Source organism: Campylobacter sp. S4:11, assembly GCF_024723695.1.
Classification (GTDB): Bacteria; Campylobacterota; Campylobacteria; order Campylobacterales; family Campylobacteraceae; genus Campylobacter_D; species Campylobacter_D jejuni_C.
Genome location: NZ_JANQDC010000007.1, coordinates 21,585 through 41,680, shown reverse-complemented (window position 1 = coordinate 41,680; position 20,096 = coordinate 21,585). Strand labels below are relative to the sequence as shown.

At 29.6% G+C, this 20,096-nt stretch carries 23 protein-coding genes and 1 other RNA gene; 8 read left to right on the top strand and 16 right to left on the bottom strand.

The features are described 5' to 3' along the window. Position 1: 1 nt before the first annotated feature. From CAMP5053_RS03755 to CAMP5053_RS03740, 4 genes are read right to left on the bottom strand one after another with little or no spacing between them, the layout of a single operon-like run. Entirely contained in the window at positions 2-1,249 is a 1,248-nt protein-coding gene (locus CAMP5053_RS03755) for an RNA polymerase factor sigma-54 (protein WP_337217298.1), read from the bottom strand. After that, positions 1,249-1,974 (bottom strand): LPS export ABC transporter ATP-binding protein, encoded by a 726-nt coding sequence (gene lptB, locus CAMP5053_RS03750; protein WP_039618272.1) that lies wholly within the window; start codon positions 1,972-1,974, stop codon positions 1,249-1,251. Before lptB ends, CAMP5053_RS03755 begins: the two co-directional genes overlap by 1 nt. Continuing rightward, a complete protein-coding gene (gene tsaE / locus CAMP5053_RS03745; protein WP_214126471.1) occupies positions 1,967-2,374 on the bottom strand; it encodes a tRNA (adenosine(37)-N6)-threonylcarbamoyltransferase complex ATPase subunit type 1 TsaE in 408 nt (135 codons plus the stop codon). The genes lptB and tsaE overlap by 8 nt, the downstream gene beginning before the upstream one ends. After that, on the bottom strand, positions 2,371-2,619 hold the full coding sequence (locus CAMP5053_RS03740) for an RNA-binding S4 domain-containing protein (RefSeq protein WP_039618276.1): 249 nt from the start codon (positions 2,617-2,619) through the stop codon (positions 2,371-2,373). The genes tsaE and CAMP5053_RS03740 overlap by 4 nt, the downstream gene beginning before the upstream one ends. Positions 2,620-2,734: 115 nt before the next feature. Between CAMP5053_RS03740 and CAMP5053_RS03735 the strand changes: the two genes are divergently transcribed. The 8 genes from CAMP5053_RS03735 (at position 2,735) to rnpB (ending at position 8,989) form a co-directional block, all read left to right on the top strand. Continuing rightward, positions 2,735-3,955 (top strand): argininosuccinate synthase, encoded by a 1,221-nt coding sequence (locus CAMP5053_RS03735; protein ID WP_337217297.1) that lies wholly within the window; start codon positions 2,735-2,737, stop codon positions 3,953-3,955. An 11-nt stretch (positions 3,956-3,966) separates the two neighbouring features. Next, positions 3,967-4,410 carry a 50S ribosomal protein L9 gene (gene rplI / locus CAMP5053_RS03730; RefSeq protein ID WP_039618280.1) on the top strand — a complete coding sequence of 148 codons (444 nt, stop codon included), beginning with the start codon at positions 3,967-3,969 and terminating at the stop codon, positions 4,408-4,410. Further along, positions 4,410-4,952 (top strand): ATP-dependent protease subunit HslV, encoded by a 543-nt coding sequence (gene hslV, locus CAMP5053_RS03725; protein WP_337217296.1) that lies wholly within the window; start codon positions 4,410-4,412, stop codon positions 4,950-4,952. The genes rplI and hslV overlap by 1 nt, the downstream gene beginning before the upstream one ends. Next, positions 4,949-6,268: an ATP-dependent protease ATPase subunit HslU gene (gene hslU / locus CAMP5053_RS03720; RefSeq protein WP_337217295.1), complete on the top strand. Its 1,320-nt coding sequence runs from the start codon at positions 4,949-4,951 to the stop codon at positions 6,266-6,268. Before hslV ends, hslU begins: the two co-directional genes overlap by 4 nt. Beyond that, positions 6,265-7,137, top strand: coding sequence for a GTPase Era (era, locus tag CAMP5053_RS03715; RefSeq protein WP_261530102.1), 873 nt, complete (start codon positions 6,265-6,267; stop codon positions 7,135-7,137). Before hslU ends, era begins: the two co-directional genes overlap by 4 nt. Further along, a complete protein-coding gene (locus CAMP5053_RS03710; protein WP_337217294.1) occupies positions 7,127-8,137 on the top strand; it encodes a hypothetical protein in 1,011 nt (336 codons plus the stop codon). Before era ends, CAMP5053_RS03710 begins: the two co-directional genes overlap by 11 nt. Continuing rightward, positions 8,100-8,639 carry a hypothetical protein gene (locus tag CAMP5053_RS03705; RefSeq protein WP_337217293.1) on the top strand — a complete coding sequence of 180 codons (540 nt, stop codon included), beginning with the start codon at positions 8,100-8,102 and terminating at the stop codon, positions 8,637-8,639. The genes CAMP5053_RS03710 and CAMP5053_RS03705 overlap by 38 nt, the downstream gene beginning before the upstream one ends. A 26-nt stretch (positions 8,640-8,665) precedes the next feature. Then, an RNA gene (gene rnpB / locus CAMP5053_RS03700) (RNase P RNA component class A) lies at positions 8,666-8,989 on the top strand. On the opposite strand, the gene CAMP5053_RS03695 is transcribed toward rnpB, so the two are convergent. The 12 genes from CAMP5053_RS03695 to CAMP5053_RS03640 form a co-directional block, all read right to left on the bottom strand. After that, entirely contained in the window at positions 8,984-9,199 is a 216-nt protein-coding gene (locus CAMP5053_RS03695; RefSeq protein ID WP_214100783.1) for a hypothetical protein, read from the bottom strand. The two genes, rnpB and CAMP5053_RS03695, sit on opposite strands and share 6 nt — an antisense overlap. Continuing rightward, entirely contained in the window at positions 9,196-9,567 is a 372-nt protein-coding gene (fliS, locus tag CAMP5053_RS03690) for a flagellar export chaperone FliS (protein WP_039618295.1), read from the bottom strand. Before fliS ends, CAMP5053_RS03695 begins: the two co-directional genes overlap by 4 nt. A 17-nt stretch (positions 9,568-9,584) precedes the next feature. After that, complete coding sequence (fliD, locus tag CAMP5053_RS03685) at positions 9,585-11,882, bottom strand: flagellar filament capping protein FliD (RefSeq protein WP_337217292.1); 2,298 nt, start codon at positions 11,880-11,882, stop codon at positions 9,585-9,587. Positions 11,883-11,884: 2 nt separating this feature from the next. Further along, a complete protein-coding gene (locus CAMP5053_RS03680) occupies positions 11,885-12,232 on the bottom strand; it encodes a FlaG family protein (RefSeq protein ID WP_337217291.1) in 348 nt (115 codons plus the stop codon). A 120-nt stretch (positions 12,233-12,352) separates the two neighbouring features. Then, positions 12,353-14,146: a menaquinone biosynthesis decarboxylase gene (locus CAMP5053_RS03675; RefSeq protein WP_337217290.1), complete on the bottom strand. Its 1,794-nt coding sequence runs from the start codon at positions 14,144-14,146 to the stop codon at positions 12,353-12,355. Beyond that, positions 14,147-15,073, bottom strand: a complete 927-nt coding sequence (hemC, locus tag CAMP5053_RS03670) for a hydroxymethylbilane synthase (protein WP_087700589.1) — start codon at positions 15,071-15,073, stop codon at positions 14,147-14,149. Beyond that, positions 15,064-15,462: an FxsA family protein gene (locus tag CAMP5053_RS03665; protein WP_337217289.1), complete on the bottom strand. Its 399-nt coding sequence runs from the start codon at positions 15,460-15,462 to the stop codon at positions 15,064-15,066. The genes hemC and CAMP5053_RS03665 overlap by 10 nt, the downstream gene beginning before the upstream one ends. Continuing rightward, entirely contained in the window at positions 15,459-17,159 is a 1,701-nt protein-coding gene (locus CAMP5053_RS03660; protein ID WP_337217324.1) for a proline--tRNA ligase, read from the bottom strand. The genes CAMP5053_RS03665 and CAMP5053_RS03660 overlap by 4 nt, the downstream gene beginning before the upstream one ends. After that, positions 17,146-18,453, bottom strand: a complete 1,308-nt coding sequence (gene hemA / locus CAMP5053_RS03655) for a glutamyl-tRNA reductase (protein ID WP_337217288.1) — start codon at positions 18,451-18,453, stop codon at positions 17,146-17,148. The genes CAMP5053_RS03660 and hemA overlap by 14 nt, the downstream gene beginning before the upstream one ends. After that, positions 18,453-19,346: a polyprenyl synthetase family protein gene (locus CAMP5053_RS03650; RefSeq protein WP_087700586.1), complete on the bottom strand. Its 894-nt coding sequence runs from the start codon at positions 19,344-19,346 to the stop codon at positions 18,453-18,455. Before CAMP5053_RS03650 ends, hemA begins: the two co-directional genes overlap by 1 nt. A gap of 47 nt (positions 19,347-19,393) precedes the next feature. Then, positions 19,394-19,828: an exporting protein gene (locus tag CAMP5053_RS03645; RefSeq protein ID WP_087700603.1), complete on the bottom strand. Its 435-nt coding sequence runs from the start codon at positions 19,826-19,828 to the stop codon at positions 19,394-19,396. Between the two features lie 2 nt (positions 19,829-19,830). Beyond that, entirely contained in the window at positions 19,831-20,094 is a 264-nt protein-coding gene (locus CAMP5053_RS03640; protein WP_087700585.1) for a DUF2018 family protein, read from the bottom strand. Positions 20,095-20,096: the final 2 nt, after the last annotated feature.

Below are 20,096 nucleotides of genomic sequence, written 5' to 3'. Positions count from 1 at the left end.
CCTACATTAATTCATATAATTTTTTACGTTCACTTGAGCTTCCTATGCCAAGTTGCATACGATATTTAGTGATAGTTCTACGCCCTAGTTGTACACTTGGGAATTCTTTTTGAGTGAGTTCAAGAATTTTCAAATCACTCAAAGGTTTTTTAGGATTTTCTTTTTTAATTAAATTACTAAGAAAATCTTTAATAGTTGCATTAGAAGTTTCACCATCATCAACTGCAGTGGTAAAGAAAGACTTTAAAGGTATTAAGCCTCTGTCACAACTTAAGTATTTATTTGCAATTGCCCTTGAAATGGTAGAAGCATTTCTTTCAAGATCTTGTGCTAGGTCTTTAAGTTGCATAGGTTTAATATCCCCGCCCATGAAAAAATCATATTGATATTCTATAATCATAAGCCCTAGTTTATAAAGGGTAGCTTTACGCATAGCTAGTGCATCGATTAAATTTTTAGCATCTTTTAAATAAGCACTTAAAAACTCATGATTTAAACCATCTGCTTCAAAAGCAATTTCAGGGTAATAATCATCATTGATTTTAATTTTAATTTCACCATTTTCTTGATAAATAAATATATCAGGAATGATTTCCATGCTCTCTTCAAAATACTCTAAAAAAGGCGGAATGGAGATTTTTTTAATTATCGCTATAGCTTTTTTATACAAAGGATCTTTGATAAAATCTTTTGCATTTTCTAAATTTAAAATTAGCATTTTACAAAACTCATAAAGCTCATCATCTAAGTCAAAATGCTCTAATGCAAAAATAAAAGCTTCTTGATTATCTTTTGCCCCTACTCCAATAGGATCAAGGTATTTAAATCTTTGTCTGATTTTTTCTACTTCTAAAGGATTAAATTCACCTAAAATTTCCTCATCATACTCAAAATAACCTTCATGATTTAAACATTCTATGATTTTTTCAGCAATGGTTTGGGATTTTTTAGTAGGAAAAAATGGTGGTATGATTTGCTCGCTTAAAAGTTCATACACATTTTTTACTTCTAAGCTTTTTGCATCAATCATTTGTGTGGTGGTATTTTTACTAAAATATTCTTGATAATATTTGTTTTGATTATTTGTAATGCTTGAGTTTTCTTTAATTTCTATAAAAGGATTTTCTTTAGCAAATTCATCTAAACTTTCTTTTAGATCTTCAATGTTAGCTTGCAATATAGGAAGCCAAGATCTTAAGGTTTGTGATAGTTTTACTTTTTGCGTTATAGAGGTTTTTTGTTTAAGCATTATTCAAGTCTAAACTCACTTCCAAGATAGTATTTTTTAACATCTTCATTATGTGCAATTTCATTAGCATTGCCACTAGCTAGCAACCTTCCGCTTCTAATCACATAAGCTCTATCGCAAATTGCTAAAGTTTCTCTTACATTATGATCAGTGATTAAAACACCTATATTCATAGCTTTTAAATCATTAATCAAGCTTTGAATTTCACTCACTGCTATAGGATCAACCCCAGCAAATGGTTCATCTAAAAGTAAAAATTTAGGATCACACATAAGCGATCTTGCGATTTCACAACGCCTTCTTTCGCCCCCGCTTAAACTCATACCTTTTCTATGCCTAATAGGTTCTATACTAAGTAATTCTAGCATTTGTTCTATCTTTTGCTCTAATAAATTTTTATCCTTATAAATTACTTGGGCGGCTAAAAGTAAATTTTCTTCTACGCTTAAGTCTTTAAAAACACTACTTTCTTGAGGTAAATACCCAATGCCAAGCTTTGCTCTTTTATTAAGTGGTTCTTTTGTAATATCTTGTGAGTCTAAAAACACCTGCCCACTTGTTGGCAAAATAAGTCCACATATCATATAAAAACTCGTAGTTTTTCCTGCTCCATTAGGCCCTAAAAGTCCTACTACTTCCCCGCTTTGTACTTCTAGTGAAACATCATGTATGATTTTAGTTTTTTTAATGATTTTTTCTAAATTTCTAGCTTCCAGCTTACTCATGTATTATATACTTTCTTTTATTTTCATAAGGAATGATTTGTAAAATTATATTAAAAATTTGATATTTATCTAAGTATTTTTTTAATTTTTCATCACCCCACTCTACCAAATGCAAACCCTCTTCAAAAAAATTTTCAATCAAGCCATTTTTTAAAAGTCCATCAAAACCTTCTTGATAAATATCATAATGATACATTTTACCTTGTTGAAAATCATACTCTTGCATGATAGAAAATGTAGGAGAATTAAGCGTTTTTTCTACTCCAAGAAATTGAGCATAATTTTGCACTAAAGTAGTTTTACCGCTTGCTAAATCCCCTTGAAGTAAAATAACTCCGTTTTTAGGTAAAATTTCACAAAGCTTATAAAGCTCATTTTGGCTTAAAATTATTTCTTTCATTGGATTTTTACCACATATTTTTCTTGCATAGCTTTTGGTATGCTTTTGGTTGTTGGTATGTCTAAGACTTTATAGATATTAGTATATTCTATAAATTTAATGCTTATTTCATCGCCAATTTTTACTTCTTTACTAGCTTTAACTACTTGATTGTTTATACTTACTACGCCACTTTTACACATATCTTCTGAAATAGCACGGCGCTTAGTGATATTAACTACATTTAAAAACTTATCTATTCTCATAAAAATATTTTATCAAAAAATACAAGAAAATGTTATAAAATGTCTGAATATTTTACATTATATTAAGCTAAATTCGTTAAATTTTACAATCATTTTTTTACAAAGAGGAAAGACAATGAAAAAAGATATTAAAAAAGTAGTTTTAGCATATTCTGGTGGACTTGATACAAGTATAATTTTAAAATGGCTACAAGATGAGTATAAATGTGAAGTAGTAACTTTCACAGCAGATATTGGACAAGGTGAAGAGCTTGAGCCTGCTAGAAAAAAAGCGCTTTCTTTGGGTGTAAAAGAAGAAAATATTTTTATTCAAGATCTAAAAGATGAATTTGTAAAAGATTATGTATTTCCTATGTTTAGAGCAAATGCTATTTATGAGGGAGAATATTTACTAGGTACAAGTATAGCAAGACCTTTAATAACAAAAGCTTTGGTAGAAATAGCAAATAAAACTAATGCAGATGCTATTAGTCATGGAGCAACTGGTAAGGGAAATGATCAGGTACGTTTTGAATTAGGTGCTTTGGCACTAAATCCAAATTTAGCCATTATTGCTCCTTGGAGAGAATGGGATTTAAATAGCCGTGAAAAACTTTTAGCTTATGCGCAAAAACATGGTATTGATATAGCTAAAAAGCCAGGTAAGTCACCTTATTCTATGGATGCAAATTTATTGCATATTTCTTATGAGGGTTTAGTACTTGAAGATCCTGCTGCTAAACCTGAAGCGGATATGTGGCGTTGGGTGAAAGATTTAAAAGAAACTCCAAATGAAAGCGAAGTGATAGATCTTGAGTTTAGTAAAGGCGATTTATGTGCTATTAATGGAGAAAAAATGTCTCCTGCGCAGCTTTTGGCAAAACTTAATGAGCTTGGTGCAAAACATGGTATAGGTCGTCTTGATATTGTCGAAAATCGCTATGTGGGTATGAAAAGTAGAGGTTGTTATGAAACCCCAGGTGGAAGCATACTTTTAAAAGCACACCGTGCTATAGAAAGTATCACTCTTGATAGAGAAGCAGCACATTTAAAAGATGAATTAATGCCAAAATATGCAAGTTTAATTTATAATGGCTATTGGTTCTCGCCTGAAAGATTAATGCTTCAAGCCTTAATTGATGAGTCACAAAAATATGTAAATGGTAAAGTTAAACTTGAATTATATAAAGGTAATGTAATGGTAATAGGCAGAGAAAGTGCAAATGATAGCTTATTTAGCGAGGCTTATTGTACTTTTGAAGAAGATGCTGTGTATGATCAAAAAGATGCAGCAGGCTTTATAAGATTAAATGCTTTGAGATTTATCATCGCAGGTAAAAATGGAAGAAAATTTTAAAAAGGAAAACAATGAAAGTATTATTGATTAAAGATGTAAAAAGCTTAGGAAAAGCAGGAGAGGTTAAAGAAGTAAAAGATGGATATGGACAAAATTTTTTAATTGCTAAAGGCTTTGCTAAAGCTGCTACGCATGAGGTTTTAAAACAGTATGAAGCAGAACAAAAGAAAAAGGCAGAAAATTTAAGATTTGAGCTTGCAAATTTGGAAAAATTGAAAGAAGAATTATCTAAAATCACTATTTGCATAGCTAAGCCTGTGGGAGCTAATGGAAGCTTGTTTGGCGGGGTTACTAAAGATGAAATCGCTCATGCGTTAAAGGATCAAAAAGGTATAGAGCTTGATAAAAAAAGCTTAGAATGTGATACCATAAAAGAACTTGGCGTGCATGAAATTTCAGCAAAATTAGGCCATGCAATTCATGCTGTATTTAAGCTAGAAGTTAAAGGAGAATAATGTTTCACGCAACTACAATTTTAGCTTATAAAGGCAAAAATAAGTCTGTAATTGGTGGAGATGGACAAGTAAGTTTTGGAAATACTGTTTTAAAAAATAATGCAGTTAAAATTAGAAAATTAAACAATGGAAAAGTATTAGCAGGTTTTGCAGGAAGCACTGCTGATGCTTTTAATCTTTTTGATATGTTTGAGAAATTACTTTCTAGTTCTAAGGGTGATTTGTTAAAAGCTGCGATAGATTTTTCAAAAGAATGGCGTAAGGATAAATACCTAAGAAAACTTGAAGCAATGATGCTAGTATTAGATAGAGATCATATATTTTTACTTTCAGGAACTGGAGATGTAGTTGAGCCTGAAGATGGTGCTATAGCTGCTATTGGTAGTGGGGGTAATTATGCACTTTCTGCAGCAAGAGCTTTGGCCAAACATTCAAATTTAGATGAAGAAGAATTAGTCAAAGAAAGCTTGCAAATAGCTGGTGAAATTTGCATTTATACAAATACAAATATTAAAACTTATATAATTGAGGATGATAAATGAATTTAACTCCAAAAGAGATTGTGAAATTTTTAGATGATTATGTAATTGGACAAAAAAACGCCAAAAAAATCATAGCAATTGCTTTAAGAAATCGTTATAGAAGAATGCAGCTTAGCCCTGAACTTCAAGATGATATCATGCCAAAAAATATTTTAATGATAGGATCAACTGGGGTTGGTAAAACAGAGATTGCAAGACGCCTTGCTAAGATGATGGGACTTCCTTTTGTAAAAGTTGAAGCAAGTAAATATACTGAAGTTGGTTTTGTTGGGCGTGATGTAGAAAGCATGGTTAGAGATTTAGCTAATGCTGCTTTAAATTTAGTAAAAAACGAAGAAAAAGAAAAAAATAAAGACAAAATTAATGAATTTATAGAAAATAAAATTTTAGAAAAACTTTTACCGCCTTTACCAAAGGGTGTTAGTGAAGAAAAACAAGAAGAATATCAAAATTCTTTAGAAAAAATGCGCGTGAAATTAAAAGCTGGTGATTTAGATGATAGCATAATAGAAGTTGAAATTTCACAAAGTGTGTTTGATACTAATCCAAATTTACCGCCTGAAATGGGTGCTATGCAAGATATAGTAAAAGTTATTGGTGTGGGTAATAAAAAAGTTAAAAAAGAAATGAAAGTAAAAGATGCAAGAATAGCTCTAGCTCAAGAAGCAAGTGAGAAAATTCTTGATATGGAAAGTATTAAAGGCGAGGCTTTAAGAAGAGCAGAAAATGAAGGGATTATTTTTATCGATGAGATAGATAAAGTAGCAGTTTCAAGCTCCAATTCAAACCGCCAAGATCCAAGCAAAGAAGGGGTGCAAAGAGATTTGCTTCCTATAGTTGAAGGTAGTACCATACAAACTAAATTTGGACCTTTAAAAACTGATCATATTTTATTTATCGCAGCAGGTGCTTTTCATCTAAGTAAGCCAAGTGATTTAATCCCTGAACTTCAAGGGCGCTTTCCTTTAAGAGTTGAGCTTGATTCGCTAGATGAGGATGCTTTATATGCTATTTTAACAAGACCTAAAAATTCATTACTAACACAATACATTGAGCTTTTAAAAACTGAAAATGTAGAGCTTGTTTTTGAAGATGATGCTATTAGAGAAATAGCAAAAATAGCAAGCAAGGCCAATAAAGAAATGCAAGATATTGGTGCAAGACGCTTACATACAGTAGTGGAAAAACTTTTGGAAGATATTAGTTTTGAAGCAGATGAATATGCAGGTAAAGTATATAAAATAGATGATTTTAAAGTGCAAGTTAAACTTGGAGATATCATAGAAAATAAAGATTTAGCTAGGTATATCTTGTGAAAAGCGGCTTTATAAGCATAGTGGGTAGAACTAATGCGGGAAAAAGTTCTATCCTAAATTCTTTATTAGAAGAAAAAGTTGCTATGGTTTCTCATAAGCAAAATGCTACAAGAAGAAAGATTAATGCAATTATAATGCATGAAAATCATCAGCTTATTTTTATAGATACACCAGGTTTGCATGCAAGCTCTAAAGCCATGAATCAGCTTATGATTGATCTTGCGATTAAAAGCATTGCTGATTGTGATGTGATTTTATTTGTAGCTAGTATTTATGATGATATTAAAGATTATGAAAATTTTTTAAGTTTAAACCCTAAAGTGCCACATATTGTATTAATCAATAAGGTTGATTTGGTAAAAAAAGAAGTTTTGCTTAAAAAATTAAGTGAGTATTCTCAGTTTAGCTCGCATTTTAGTGCTATTATCCCCTATTCTGCTAAGCAAAAATTTTATAAAAAAATTCTTTTAGATGAGATGATTAAGTATTTGCCTGAACATCCGTATTATTTTAATCCTGAGTTTATTACTACTACAAATGAAAAGGATATTTATAGAGATTTTATCTTAGAAGCTATATATGAAAATTTAAGTGATGAAATTCCTTATAGCACTGAAGTAAAAATAGAAAAAATCAAAGAACTAGAGCAAATTTATTATATCAATGCTATTATCATTACAGATAGTAATTCTCATAAAGGAATGATATTAGGTAAAGATGGAGCTACAATTAAGCGTATAGGTAAAGAAGCTAGAGTTAAAATAGAAAAATTAGCACAAAAAAAAGTAATGCTAAAATTGTTCGTTCAACTTGAGAAAAATTGGCATAAAAACGAACAAAATCTCAAAAAAATCCTTTATGATGAGTAAAAAAGTCATCAAAAAAGATTTTCTAGCCTATGAAAAGCTTTTATATGTAAAACTTACAAATCCTATTAGCGAAGATGAAATTTTAAAAAAGAGTTTTGAAGAGCTTGGTCTTAAAGATGATTTTTCTTATAAGCTAAAGTATTTTCAAGATAAATCTTTTACTCATGTATTTTTGTGTAGATATGAAGATATTTTAGATATTGATTATGTAATCCCTGAACCCCTGCTCTTTGAAGTGTATTTTAAGAATGATACAAATAGCAAAAATCTTGCATTATTATTTAAGAAAAAATACATAGTTTTAGTGGAGTATTTAGGATGTAATTTTCAAAATTGTAAAGTTATGCCATTAAATAGTTATAATAAAATATATGATGAAAAATTAAAAAATACATATAAAAACATTATAAGTATAGATGATACTCAAAATTTTAGTAGTTTTGCTAAATTTCATAGTAATATTTTTTATCAAAAATTGTTAAAAAATTGTGATCAAATTAAGATTAATTTTACCAATAAAGAAAAAATAAATCATTTAAAATCTTTTAGTTTTAAGATTTTATTGGCTTTTATTTATGGAGTTTTATTAGCTTTAGTTTATCCCTTGTATTTATATACACAAAGATCATTTTATGAAAATGAGAAAACAAAATATGAAAATTTAATAAAAAAGCAAGATGATATTTTAGAACAGGTAAAAATAAATCAAAAGCAAAATCAAGAGTTTAAAAAACTACAAGAAGAAAATGAGTTAAAGGTTGATTTGTTACAAAAATTTTATGCGAATGCACTTTGTTATAAAGATTTTTATGATTTTTTAAGAGTTTTAAATTCTCATCAAGCCTATATAGAGGCTTTACATGTTAAAAATAATGATTTTATTATAGAGCTTAAAAATGACTATGAATTTTATGAAGATTTTAAAAAACATCATTTTGTTTTAAAAAATAAAGAAATTAATCATGGAAAAATCACTCTTGTTTTTGAAAAATCTTTATAAAAATTTAGAAAATATCTTTGCTAAGTTATCTGAGCGTGAATTTGCATTAGCTTTGATGGTTGCTTTTGTTTTTGGTTTTTTCATGATTTATATGAGTGTTTTTGATTATTTTGAAAAGCAAATGAGGTTGTCAAAAGATGAGTTATATATTTTACAAGTAAAATACAAGCAAAAACAAGAAATGATTTCTGATTTAAAAAAAGATGAAAATATATCTTATAATGAGCCGTCATTCTTGAGTTTAGATAAAGATTATCAAAGCATTTTAAAAGATATTGAAAAAAATCTTACTAAAGTAAGGTCTTTGCAAATTCAAAGTTATAAAAGTCAAGATGAATATTTTGCTTATTATGAATTAAAATTGAGTTTTATTAGTGATTTTTATTTCTTAATGCAATTTTTACAAGAACTAGATCCTTATATAAAAGTTAAAAATTTAGAGCTTACAAAATATGAAAATGAATTAAAAATTACATTAAATCTTATCTTTACTCTAGTATAAAAATGATTTTTTTGATAAAATTTATCTAAACATGGCAAGCGATCGCTTCTTTTGAAGAGGAAAGTCCGAGCTGCAATAAGACAAGGATTCCATCTAATGGATGGCTAGGGTAACCTAAGGGAAAGTGCAACAGAAAGAAAACTACCATATTTTATATGGAAAAGGTGAAACGGTAGAGTAAGAGCCTACCAGTAGCTTTGGTAACAAAGCTAGCTATGTAAACCCAATCTGCAGCAAGAAGGGGTGGTTTTAGTCTTATAATATAACCCTTCGCTTGAACTTGTTTGCAAAAACAAGTCTAGATAAATGATCGCTCTTGACAGAACTCGGCTTATCGCCATGTTTTACTTCATATAAGCAGAAGCTTTTTTGAGTTTTTGCAAGTTAATAGCTATTTTATCTTGTTTTTTTTTCATAAAAGCTATTGCTTCATTAGTAAGTGCTAAAGCCTCATTAGGACAATCTTTAAAATCAGGTTTTTCGATGAGTTTAATTATTTTTTCAATATCTTCAGTATATACAGCTAGTTTAAACTCATCTATCCATTTTTTTTCACTCATTTTTGATGTACTTCCCTCCAAGCTTCTAATAAGCCTTTTACTACATTTATTACTTCATCTACTCTAGCTTCATTGTTTTCTATATTAGCTAAAGAAAGAAGTTGTAATTCTCTAGTGTATAAACCACTTAGATAATGTGCCACATCTCCACCTTTTTCATAGTCAAGACAATTAATAAGCTCAACAAAAATAGCACTAGCTCTTTTTACATAATACACTCTTTCTTCTATATTTTCATTTTGTATGGCTATTTTTATTCTACTAGCAAAGCGTAGAATCCCTCCGTATAGCATCTCTATAAGTTTTTCTTGAGATTCTACGCCTGCTTGACTTTGTGAATATGCATTATAAACTGCACTATTTACCATTTAAATCCTTTCTTATTTTAAGAATTTTGATTATTTGCTGCATTAATCATATTAGCAATAACGCTTGCTTGATTATTTAATTTAGAAATAATACTATCATATGCTGCCCATGTTGACCACATTGTGTCATATTTTGCATCAATGGAGTTTTTTGTATTTTCTATGGTTTCATTTAAATTCTTTGATTCTTTTGTTAAGGAAGCTTTATACCCACCAAAAGAACCTTCCGAACTCATCATTTCCCTCATAGTGTTTTTTAATATCCCAAAAGTTCCAGTTTCTTCTTTCCAATTTGAATACATAGTTTTAGGACTTAAGCCAAATTGTTTTAAAAAGTCTTCTTTACCTTGAATTTCTAAATCACTTCCTGAAGTTCCTTTGATTTTAAATTGAATTTTTTGATCAGGACTTCCTTGGTTGATAATTTCAAAACTAGCTTCTAAGCCTTCTAGGCCAAAGCTATTAATATGATCAACTAAATTCTGAGCCATTTCTTCATCTGTACTCCCTTTTAATATAAAAGGATCACCATTTTTTGTTTTGGTTAAATCTATGGTTTCTTCATTATAAATAATTTTAAATTCTGAATCAGTAAAATCAATGCCTTCTGGATTGTCTTTTGCAAACCCTCCAACTTTTTCTCCACTTAAATTGATATCTTCAAAACCATTACTTCCTACGAAAAACCTTTCAGCCATTTCCGGATCTTCATTAAATTTGGTGTTAAATTTAGAAGAATCAAAAGTCATGGTTCCATTAGATATAGTAAGTCCATAATCAGCCAAAGATAAACTAACTTTAGATGATATTTTTGTCCCTTCTGAAGTTTCACTATCTCCAACTGTAATTGTTCCATCAACTGTGATAGTTTGAAGTAAAATATTATTAATTTGAGATTTTATATTTGAGATTGCATTAACACCTACAAAATTTCCTTTTGTTCCTGCATCAGGATCATATTTTGTAGCTGCTGTAAGATTTAGCATTAAATCATTATAAGCAGTTGCCAAACTTTCTAAAGATTCAGCTATGGCAGCTGTATCTTGAGTCACATTAAAGCTTATTTCACCTTTTTGTTTAAGCTCTAAGGTGGTATCTGGACTTATATCTGTGATAGTGTTGGTTGGTCTAGTCATTTGAACACCATCTACACTAAAAATAGCATCCATGCCTTTTTGGATGTGATTTTCATTATCTGCTTTTACATTATAACCTTGTGGTGTACTGGTATCTAATTCAATACCAAATTTATCTTTCAATAATGAGGTAGCTTTATCATCTCTAGTATAATTTGCCTTGTCGATGTTACCATCTTCATCTACAGCATAACCTCCATCAAAAATACCAAGTTCAGCTCCATTAGTTGTTTTGAAAGTTGCTCCTGTATCTGTTAGTTCTAAATTAACCTTACCATTAGTTTTTTTACTAATTTGTTCAGCTAAGCTATCATATGTAGTATTTTCATCAATATCTATAGTATATCTATCATAAGTATCACCATTTTTAACTACAAAAGTTAAAGAGGTTTTGCCATCTCCAGGATTTAATAAATTATCGCTTCCATTTGGTTTAGAAGAAAGCGTTCCGTTAATTTGAGTTTTATCAGTATTTCCATTTTCTCTAAAACCAAACAAACCACCAGCGCTAATACTATTTTTATCAAGTTCCCATCCCATACCTTTTAAGAGATCTTCATCTCCTGAAAAAGAGATATTGTTTTGCGTTCCAGTATCTTTACTTTGTACTACCAAGCGATACGGGTTTTCTTTATCTCCAGTATTGACTATTTTAGCTTCTACTTTGCCGCCTGTAGCAGAGTTGATTTTTTCAGCAAGTTGAGCTACGGTAGTGCTTTGATCAATTTCTATTTTATATTCTTTTCCATCTTGCGTGATTGTAAAAGACTTAGTGCCACTTAGACCTAAATTTTGTAGTACTGATGAAGTTTTATCTTTAAAACCATTACTTTGATATACATCTTTTTGAGCAAGTTGATCCACAATAACTTTCATGTTTGTAAGACTGGATAAAGATCCTACGGTTAAACTAGCAGCAGCACTATCTCCACTTACACTAGGAGATACTTTTTTTTGATTAAACTGTGAAGCATCTCCTAAACTATTTACAGCTGTTTGAAATGCAAGTAGTTTAGCTTCAAGCTCTGCTAAATCTTTCTGTCTTGAACTGTTGGTTTCAAGTTGCGAATTATAAAATTTCAAATTTGCATGCATTTCTGCTTCTTTAAGTTTATTAAGCGTATCGCTTGTTAAAACTCCTGAACCTATCCCTAAACTTCCTAAACTACCTACCGCCATGATTAACTCTCCTTATCAAAAATAGTACCAATAACACCTTTAAAATGTTCTATTAATTTCATTGCTTCTTCACTAGGAATTTTACGTATAAGTTTTCCTGTATCTTTTTCGGTTACATTTATATACATTTCATTAATTTTATCATTAAATGCAAAACGCACATTTGTTCCTAGTGTTTCCATTTGACTATTAAGCTTTTCTGTCGCGTTTCTTAGTTTTTCATTTAAATTCTCATCTTGATCGTTTAAATTAACTTGTTGTTGCTTATTCTCTTGAGGTGCCTTTTCAATGCTTTTTGTGTTAAAATGAGCTACATTTGCATCTCTTTGAATATTGTTACTAATGTCCATTTTAAACTCCTTTTTAAAAGACTTTAAAATACTCTATCGACATAATTTTAAAAAACTTAATATTTAGATTAAAAATCTATATTTTCTTACAAGCAAAAAGTGTTCTCAAAAAATTTAAAATTAAAAAATTTCAAACTTTTTGAATAATTTTTCATCATTTGGAAGTAAATTTCTTGCAATAAGTCTCTCTATAACTTCTTTAGAACAATTTGTCATTAAAGGCCATTCTTTATGATAATCTTCTAATGATCCTTTATTTGTCGCATCAATCGCAACACAATCTTTTTTGATAAATATATCTCTTTTTGCATCTATATTATTTACCACGCGCCAAACTAGCATATAAGGATTTTCCAAAATAACATCTGTATCTAAGAAAACTAAAATTCTAAAATGCTTTTTATAAGTTTGTAGTTTTTCAAAAATTTGAGCAATTTTTTCTTTTTTATCAATCAAAATCACACAAATTGGAGCAAAGGTTTGGGTGTAAAATTGCTTTAATTTTAAAATACTTTGATCTTTTTCTTTAAAAAGTGAAAGTAAAGCTTTATCGCTTAAAATTTCAAGTTCAACTTTTTTCTCATCACCACACGCATCAAGTCCTGCTTTACCACCATAGCAATAAGTGCTTGAAGCATGATCAAGCTGATCGCAAATTCCTTCACTAATAAGCAATTTTTCTTCATCAAAACGATTAAGTATATAAGGTATGAGTTTGTCATAATCTTGCAAGCAAGGTGCATTTTCATCAACAAAAATAGCATGTTTTACAAAACTCATTTGTCCTACACCCCAAAAAGTATGCATGACTTGTTTTGCATGAGCTGGATATTTTGCTTCTATTTTGGCTAAGATTAAATTATGAAAAACTCCATTTTCAGGCATGTTATAATCTATCAAATCAGGAGCATTTGTTTGAAGTAAAGGTAAAAAAACTCTTTCTGTGCCAAGCCCCATGTATTTATCTTCTAAAGGTGGTTTTCCTACAACAGTAGCTTGATAAATCGCATTTTTTTTAGCAAAGATTTTTTCTACTTTTAAAATAGGACAAAGTTCAACAGGGGTATAAAAACCTGTATGATCTCCAAAAGGACCCTCGGGTGCAAATTCATTTGGATCTACAAAACCCTCAATTACAAAATCACTATCATAAGGCACATAAAGATGATTGCTTTTGCATTTTGCCAAAATGGCAGGTTTTTTCTTGATAAAACCATAAAGTAAAAGTTCGAAAATTCCTTTTGGTAAAGGTGCTTGAGCACACCAAATATATAAAGGATCTCCACCTATGGCTATACTTACTGGCATTTTTTGATTTGCTTTTTTATACTCATGGAAAAAATGGCTTGCATCTTTATGAATTTGCCAATGCATAAGTAAGGTTTTTTCATTAACTACTTGCAAACGATACATTCCAAGATTATTTTGTTTTCCATCTATGCTTTGAGTATAAACTTGCCCCATGGTAATAAAAGGCGCAGCGTCTTTTTCCCAAGTTTTTAAAATAGGCATATCATATAAAGAATTTAAGCTTTTGTAATTAAATTCTCCATCTTTTTTAATGCGTTTTGGTGGGATATTTTTTAAATCAAGTAAGGTTTTGAAAAAATTTAATTTTGCACCAAAGCTTTGTGGTATATGCATTTTAAGCAAAGAGCTAATTTCTTTAGCCACATCTTCATAATCTTTTTCAAATGTTAAATTTAAAGCTTTTTCATTACAAAAAGTATTTAAAAGAACAGGATAATCGTATTTTTTACCATTTTTTACTGCATTAGTAAAAAGCAAGGCTTTTGAGTCTTCTTTTTTAACTTCTATATAAGCTAAATGTGCCATTTCAAGATCAACATCAACAGGCTCATGAATGGTTTTTAATAAATTATTTTTTTCTAAAAGCTCTATGAATTTTTGCATTTATATCATACTCTCTGCTTCTTTTAAAATTTCTTTTGCACCTTTTGCTATCATTTCTTTAGCTAAAAGCTCGCCCGCTTTTGCGTAATCTTGCTTATCAATTACTCTTTTTTCTTTGAGAATTTTACTTGCATCAGGTAAGCCTACTATGGCGTGAATTTCTATTTTTTCATCAATGATTTTTGCATTAATACCTATAGGTACTTGACAACCACCTTCTAGAGTTTTTATAAAATCTCTTTCTATATGGGTTTCTATAAAGGCATTTTCATCATTTAAGCATTCAAGGTATTTTAAAATTTGTTTATCATCAATGCTTTCTATACCTAAAGCTCCTTGGGAAGCTGCGGGTATCATCTCATCAAGTTCAAAAGCCCTAATGTATTTTATTTCTTTATCTAAACCTAAGCGTTTAATGCCAGCTAGAGCTAAAATAATAGCATCAAATTCCTTGGCTTTAAGTTTTTCTAAGCGCGAGTTGATATTACCTCTTAGAGAAATGATGTTTAAATCAGGCCTTAACGCTAAAAGTTGCATTCTTCTTCTAAGACTTGTTGTACCTACTTTTGCACCTTTTGGGAGAGCATTTAAGCTCTCATAATACTCACTTAAAAAAGCATCATTTACCACTTCTCTTTTTGAAATAGCAGCTAAAACTAAACCTTTTGGGAAAAAACTAGGCACATCTTTTAAGCTATGCACAGCTAAATGCGAATCGCCTCTTAACATACTTTCTTCAAGTTCTTTTGTGAAAAGTCCTTTTCCACCTATTTTAGCCAAAGGCGAATCAAGTAAAACATCACCTTTTGTTTTAAAACCCTCTAAAGAAATTTCTAATTCAGAATGCGTTTGCGATAATTTATTTTTTATATACTCACTTTGCCATAATGCAAGTTGGCTTTTTCTTGTTGCGATGATTAATTGCATTTTTTATGCTCCTGTATGATTTCTACATCGATGATTTCTTCTTCATTATTTGTTTGATGATGGTATTTTCTTTTTTGTTTTGTAAAAAGTTTTAGCACCATCATAAAAAATAAAAGCAAAATTCCTAAAAATGTACTTAAAATTCCTGGTATTAAAAGTAAAATTCCTACTATAGTTAAGGAAAATAATTTAATCATACCAAATAAATTCGTGTTGGTATTTTGCATAGTGATGAGATTTGTCCAAGTCTTTGCTAAAAACATTGCCCCTAAAAACATACTTACAAAAACTATCATAAAAAAATTTAAAAAACCAAAAAAGGTTATAAATAAAATACTAGCAATTAATTCTAAAATCAAAAATGCGCTTATATTTATTCTTGCTATCATAGAATTTTCTCTAAGTATGAAATTACTTCTTGGGTTTTTAAAACTTGTTTTTCTAAGGTATTTCTATGGATTAATTCTACTTCATCATTTTCTAAGCCTTTGCCTATAACTAAAGCATAAGGAAAGCCCATTAATTCAAAATCATTAATCTTTACACCAAAACGCTCATTTCTATCATCAAATAAAATTTCTTTATCTTTAAAATGAGTATAAATTTGCTCAGCAAATTCCATGGCTTTTGTATCTTTTATATTAGAAACGATGATATCTAAAACAAAAGGAGCTAAAGTTTTATTCCAAATACAACCTTTTTCATCATGGCTTGCTTCTATGGCAACTGCAACCAAACGGCTCACTCCCATACCATAACAACCCATAGTGAAAAATTGAGCTTTACCATTTTCATCTAAATAGCTTGCATTCATTGCTTTTGAGTATTTATTTCCAAGTTTAAAAATATGCCCTACTTCAATACCTTTGCTTTGCTTAAGCTTGTGTTGGCATTTTGGACAAAGATCATGCTCTTTAACTGCCGCAAGATCTTTAAAGCGTTCTTTATTTAAATTTACAACATTAATTCCAACTAAATGATAATCTTTTTTATTTGCTCCAATAATCATATTTGTTTCATTTTCAAGCTCATGATCAATATAAAAATCAACTCCATTTAATCCTATAAAGCCGATAAATCCTGGCACTAAACCTACTTTTTCTAATTCTTCTTCACTTACATCAACTAATTCTAGTGCATTTGCTGCATTTAGCGCTTTAACTTCTTGCAGTTCATCATCACCGCGTATAAAAAATACTACAATTTTTTCTTCATTTTCATAAATAGCTTTTTTAGCAATAGCTTTGATAGTATAGTAAGGGTTAATTTTAAAAAATTCCGCTAATTCTTCTATAGTTTTTACATTTGGAGTGTGAAATTGCGTGGCAAAATCAGCCTCTGGCCTTTCATCTTCACAACTTTTTTTAGCTCTTTTTGCTGCTTCAATATTTGCAGCATAATCACAATGCTCACATAATAATATATCATCCTCACCATTTTTAGCCAAAACCATAAATTCTTTTGAACCGCTTCCACCAATAGCCCCACTATCAGCTTCAACAGCTCTAAATTCAAGCCCTAATCTTGTAAGAATTTTACTATAAGTTTCATACATAAGATTAAATTCTTTATCTAAATCAGCTTCATTAGCATGAAAACTATAGCCATCTTTCATTAAAAATTCTCTACATCTTAAAAGTCCAAATCTAGGTCTAGCCTCATCTCTAAATTTAAGTCCTATTTGATATAAATGCAATGGAAGTTGCTTGTAAGAGTTTATTTTATTTCTTACTAAAGCCACCATAGCTTCTTCATGAGTTGGCCCTAAGACAAAATCATTTTCTTTTCTATCTTTAAAGCGTAAAAGCTCTTTACCAAAAACATTAAATCTCCCACTTTCCTTCCAAAGTTCTGCTGGAGTATTAAAACTTAAATTTACTTCTAAAGCCCCTGCTTTATCCATTTCTTCTTTGATGATATTTTTAATCTTATCTAAAACTCTTTTTCCTAAAGGTAAAAAATTATACAGACCACTTCCAATTTGTTCTACAAAGGCACCTTTAACTAAAAATATATGACTTGGTAAAGTAGCGTCTTTTGGATTTTCTTTTGTACTTATGGCATAAAATTTACTAAATTTCATGATTATTCTCCAAATTAAATTCACATTTATAAAGGTTTAAACCTTCCATGTTTTCATTTTTTAAATCAAACACATAACGCATAGCATTAACGACTGAATCATTTTGCATAGTTCCACTTAGTTTTTTTAAATTTACACTAGGATGATGTAAAAATGCATTCATTACTTGTCTTATAAGCTTTCTTGCTTCTTCATGGTTTGAGTGTTTTAAATATCCTTTATCTATAGCCTTTTGTAGTTGTTCTTTAGCGATTTCATCAGCTTGCAAGCGTAGTTGTTTCACTAAAGGTAAGGTTGCTAGTTTGCTTAGGTGTTGGAAAAACTCATTTGTCATAGTGCCTACTATAGAATAAGCAACTTGTGCTTGGTGTTCTCTTAGAGTTAAATTTTTTCTTACGACTTCTTCTAAATCATCAACAGCGTAGACTATATTTTTTTCATTTGCTTTTATATCAATATCCCTAGGTACTGCTATATCAAAAAAATATCTTTTATAATCTTTTTCTTCTAATAAATCATTAGTTATAATAGCATGTGGAGCATTTGTGGCACTAAAAAATATCTTATATTGATTTAATGCTTCTTTTAAATTTGCAATACTTTCATAACTTGCATTTTCACCTAAATCCTCACAAAGCTTTTGGGCATTTTGTATGTCTCTATTTAATATCAATACTTTAGCCTTAGCATTTAATAAATGCTTACAGGCTAGCTCGCTCATTTCCCCTGCACCTACTACAACTACAGTTTTATTTTCTAAATTTACAAGTTCTTTAGCTTTTGCTACTGCTACTGAAGCAACTGAGATAGGATTTTTAGAAATTTCAGTTTGATTTCTAACATTTGCCGCACATTTAAAAGCATAATGTACTGCTCTAGTTAAATGCACACCACATCTTTGTTCTTGCAGGGCAAATTTATAAGCATCTTTTAATTGTCCAGCAATTTGTGTTTCACCAATAACTAAACTATCAAGCGAACTTGCTACAGAAAATAAATGATGAATAGCTCCGCTATCTTCGTAAAAATCAGCCTTAGTGCTTAAATTTTCCCTATCAACCCCACAAAGTAAACTAAGTGTTTTTAAAATATGCTCATTAATGCTTTCAACATCCCCAACAAAAAGAAAAATTTCAACCCTATTACAAGTACTAAGTACTAAGCTTTCTAAAATTTTATTATTAGCATGGATTAGCTTTAGTAATTCTCTTTTTTTGTCTTCATTAGAAAAGGAAAGTTTTTCTCTAGTAGCAATATCTGTATTTTTATGTGTAAAACTGATGCAATAATAATGCATTAAAATTCCCTTTCTATCATACTTTTAATAATATCTTCTAAATCTTTTATATTATATTTTTCTATGGTTTTTAAAGCATTATTTGCATAAGTGTTTAATTCTCGGCCAACTTGATTAAAAATTCCATATTCTTGCATTTTATTTTTAATCCAAGCAATCTCATCTATACTTAAATCTTTCTTGTAATAAGACTTAAGCATTTCTTGATCTTGTGAATTTAATTTTTCATATAAATACATATAAGCAAGAGTAGTTTTACCTTCTTTAAAATCATTCATGGCGGGTTTACCTAAGGTTTGTTCATCACCTTTGATATCTAAAATATCATCTACAATTTGAAAAGCTAAACCTAAATTTTTACCATATTCTGCAAAATCATCTTCATTTAAATCAGCAAGTATTGCCCCACATCTTGCACTAGCTTCGATTAAAACGGCTGTTTTGTTATATATCATTTGTAAATAAGCGTTTTTATCACTATTGAAAGTTTCGCTTAAATTTACATCCATTAATTCACCAACAGAAAGCATAACAACAGCATTAGAAATGATTTTTGCTAATTTTAAATCAATCAAAGAAAGTTCATAAAAGGCTTTTGAGTATAAAATATCTCCAAGCATGATAGCATTTTTAGCTCCAAATTGTGCATTGATAGACTTTACACCTCTTCTTAATTTTGCCTCATCAATCACATCATCGTGCAATAAACTTGCAGCATGAATTAACTCTATAATGGCACAGATTTTATAGCTAATATCGCTTTCCCCAGCTATTTTTAAAAGTAGTTTTGAGCGTAATTTTTTACCACCTTGAAGTTTTGAACTCATGGTTAAAATAGGCTTATAATTTAATTCAGATAAAAATTCATGCATATATTGATCGATCTTTTGCACTATGCTTTCCTTAGTTTTCTTATAATTGTATTTTATTAAATTTTACTTTAGTTTTGGTTAAGACTAGCTTTTCTAGGGTCTAAAAATTCTACTTCTAATCTTTTATCTCTATCTTCAATATACACAGTAAAAATAGCTTCGCCTTTTTTAAAATCACTAAATTCAAGTATTAATCTTGCTCTATCTATATGAGGATTTTTATAATCAGGTACTAAGGTTTGATCTACCCAGTTTAAATTTCTTCTTAAAGACATCACAAATTGTCTAGGGTATTTTTTATATCTTGAATGAACAATGATATTAGTTTGATCAAATAAAGTCCATGAAAAGTCAAAATAATAAATCTCATCAGGATAATCAATTTCTTTTATTTTTACACTTGCTTTTTCATCTTTATTTAAGGTAAATTTATAAGTATAATCAAAAAATACTTCAGCCCTTAAAAAATTAAGTATCAAAAATAAAGATAAAAATAAACGCAAAATCAACCCTCATGTCCTAAAATTTCAGCACTTAAGCCTATATAAAAATCATTTTTTCTCTCATCTATTAAGAGTGAATTTTCCATTTGAAATTGTGCTACATCAGTTTCATTTAAATTATTTTTTTCTAAAAGCTCTATCATAGCGATATGATCGGCTAATAATTTTTCTAAAACATTTTCTAATGCACCTAAATTTGCATATTTTATTGTTTCGATAAATTTTTCTTTAGGGCTTTTTGCAAACATTTCATCAAATATATCCATTT

Excerpts from the sequence above, each read along its gene's own strand:
- CAMP5053_RS03740 (WP_039618276.1), bottom strand. The coding sequence starts at position 2,619 with ATGAGAATAGATAAGTTTTTAAATGTAGTTAATATCACTAAGCGCCGT.
- CAMP5053_RS03705 (WP_337217293.1), top strand. The coding sequence starts at position 8,100 with ATGGAAAAATCACTCTTGTTTTTGAAAAATCTTTATAAAAATTTAGAA.
- CAMP5053_RS03755 (WP_337217298.1), bottom strand. The coding sequence starts at position 1,249 with ATGCTTAAACAAAAAACCTCTATAACGCAAAAAGTAAAACTATCACAA.
- hslV (WP_337217296.1), top strand. The coding sequence starts at position 4,410 with ATGTTTCACGCAACTACAATTTTAGCTTATAAAGGCAAAAATAAGTCT.
- hemC (WP_087700589.1), bottom strand. The coding sequence starts at position 15,073 with ATGCAATTAATCATCGCAACAAGAAAAAGCCAACTTGCATTATGGCAA.
- CAMP5053_RS03640 (WP_087700585.1), bottom strand. The coding sequence starts at position 20,094 with ATGGATATATTTGATGAAATGTTTGCAAAAAGCCCTAAAGAAAAATTT.
- fliD (WP_337217292.1), bottom strand. The coding sequence starts at position 11,882 with ATGGCGGTAGGTAGTTTAGGAAGTTTAGGGATAGGTTCAGGAGTTTTA.
- tsaE (WP_214126471.1), bottom strand. The coding sequence starts at position 2,374 with ATGAAAGAAATAATTTTAAGCCAAAATGAGCTTTATAAGCTTTGTGAA.
- CAMP5053_RS03710 (WP_337217294.1), top strand. The coding sequence starts at position 7,127 with ATGATGAGTAAAAAAGTCATCAAAAAAGATTTTCTAGCCTATGAAAAG.
- rplI (WP_039618280.1), top strand. The coding sequence starts at position 3,967 with ATGAAAGTATTATTGATTAAAGATGTAAAAAGCTTAGGAAAAGCAGGA.
- CAMP5053_RS03695 (WP_214100783.1), bottom strand. The coding sequence starts at position 9,199 with ATGAGTGAAAAAAAATGGATAGATGAGTTTAAACTAGCTGTATATACT.
- CAMP5053_RS03675 (WP_337217290.1), bottom strand. The coding sequence starts at position 14,146 with ATGCAAAAATTCATAGAGCTTTTAGAAAAAAATAATTTATTAAAAACC.
- CAMP5053_RS03735 (WP_337217297.1), top strand. The coding sequence starts at position 2,735 with ATGAAAAAAGATATTAAAAAAGTAGTTTTAGCATATTCTGGTGGACTT.
- hemA (WP_337217288.1), bottom strand. The coding sequence starts at position 18,453 with ATGCATTATTATTGCATCAGTTTTACACATAAAAATACAGATATTGCT.
- lptB (WP_039618272.1), bottom strand. The coding sequence starts at position 1,974 with ATGAGTAAGCTGGAAGCTAGAAATTTAGAAAAAATCATTAAAAAAACT.
- CAMP5053_RS03680 (WP_337217291.1), bottom strand. The coding sequence starts at position 12,232 with ATGGACATTAGTAACAATATTCAAAGAGATGCAAATGTAGCTCATTTT.
- fliS (WP_039618295.1), bottom strand. The coding sequence starts at position 9,567 with ATGGTAAATAGTGCAGTTTATAATGCATATTCACAAAGTCAAGCAGGC.
- hslU (WP_337217295.1), top strand. The coding sequence starts at position 4,949 with ATGAATTTAACTCCAAAAGAGATTGTGAAATTTTTAGATGATTATGTA.
- CAMP5053_RS03665 (WP_337217289.1), bottom strand. The coding sequence starts at position 15,462 with ATGATAGCAAGAATAAATATAAGCGCATTTTTGATTTTAGAATTAATT.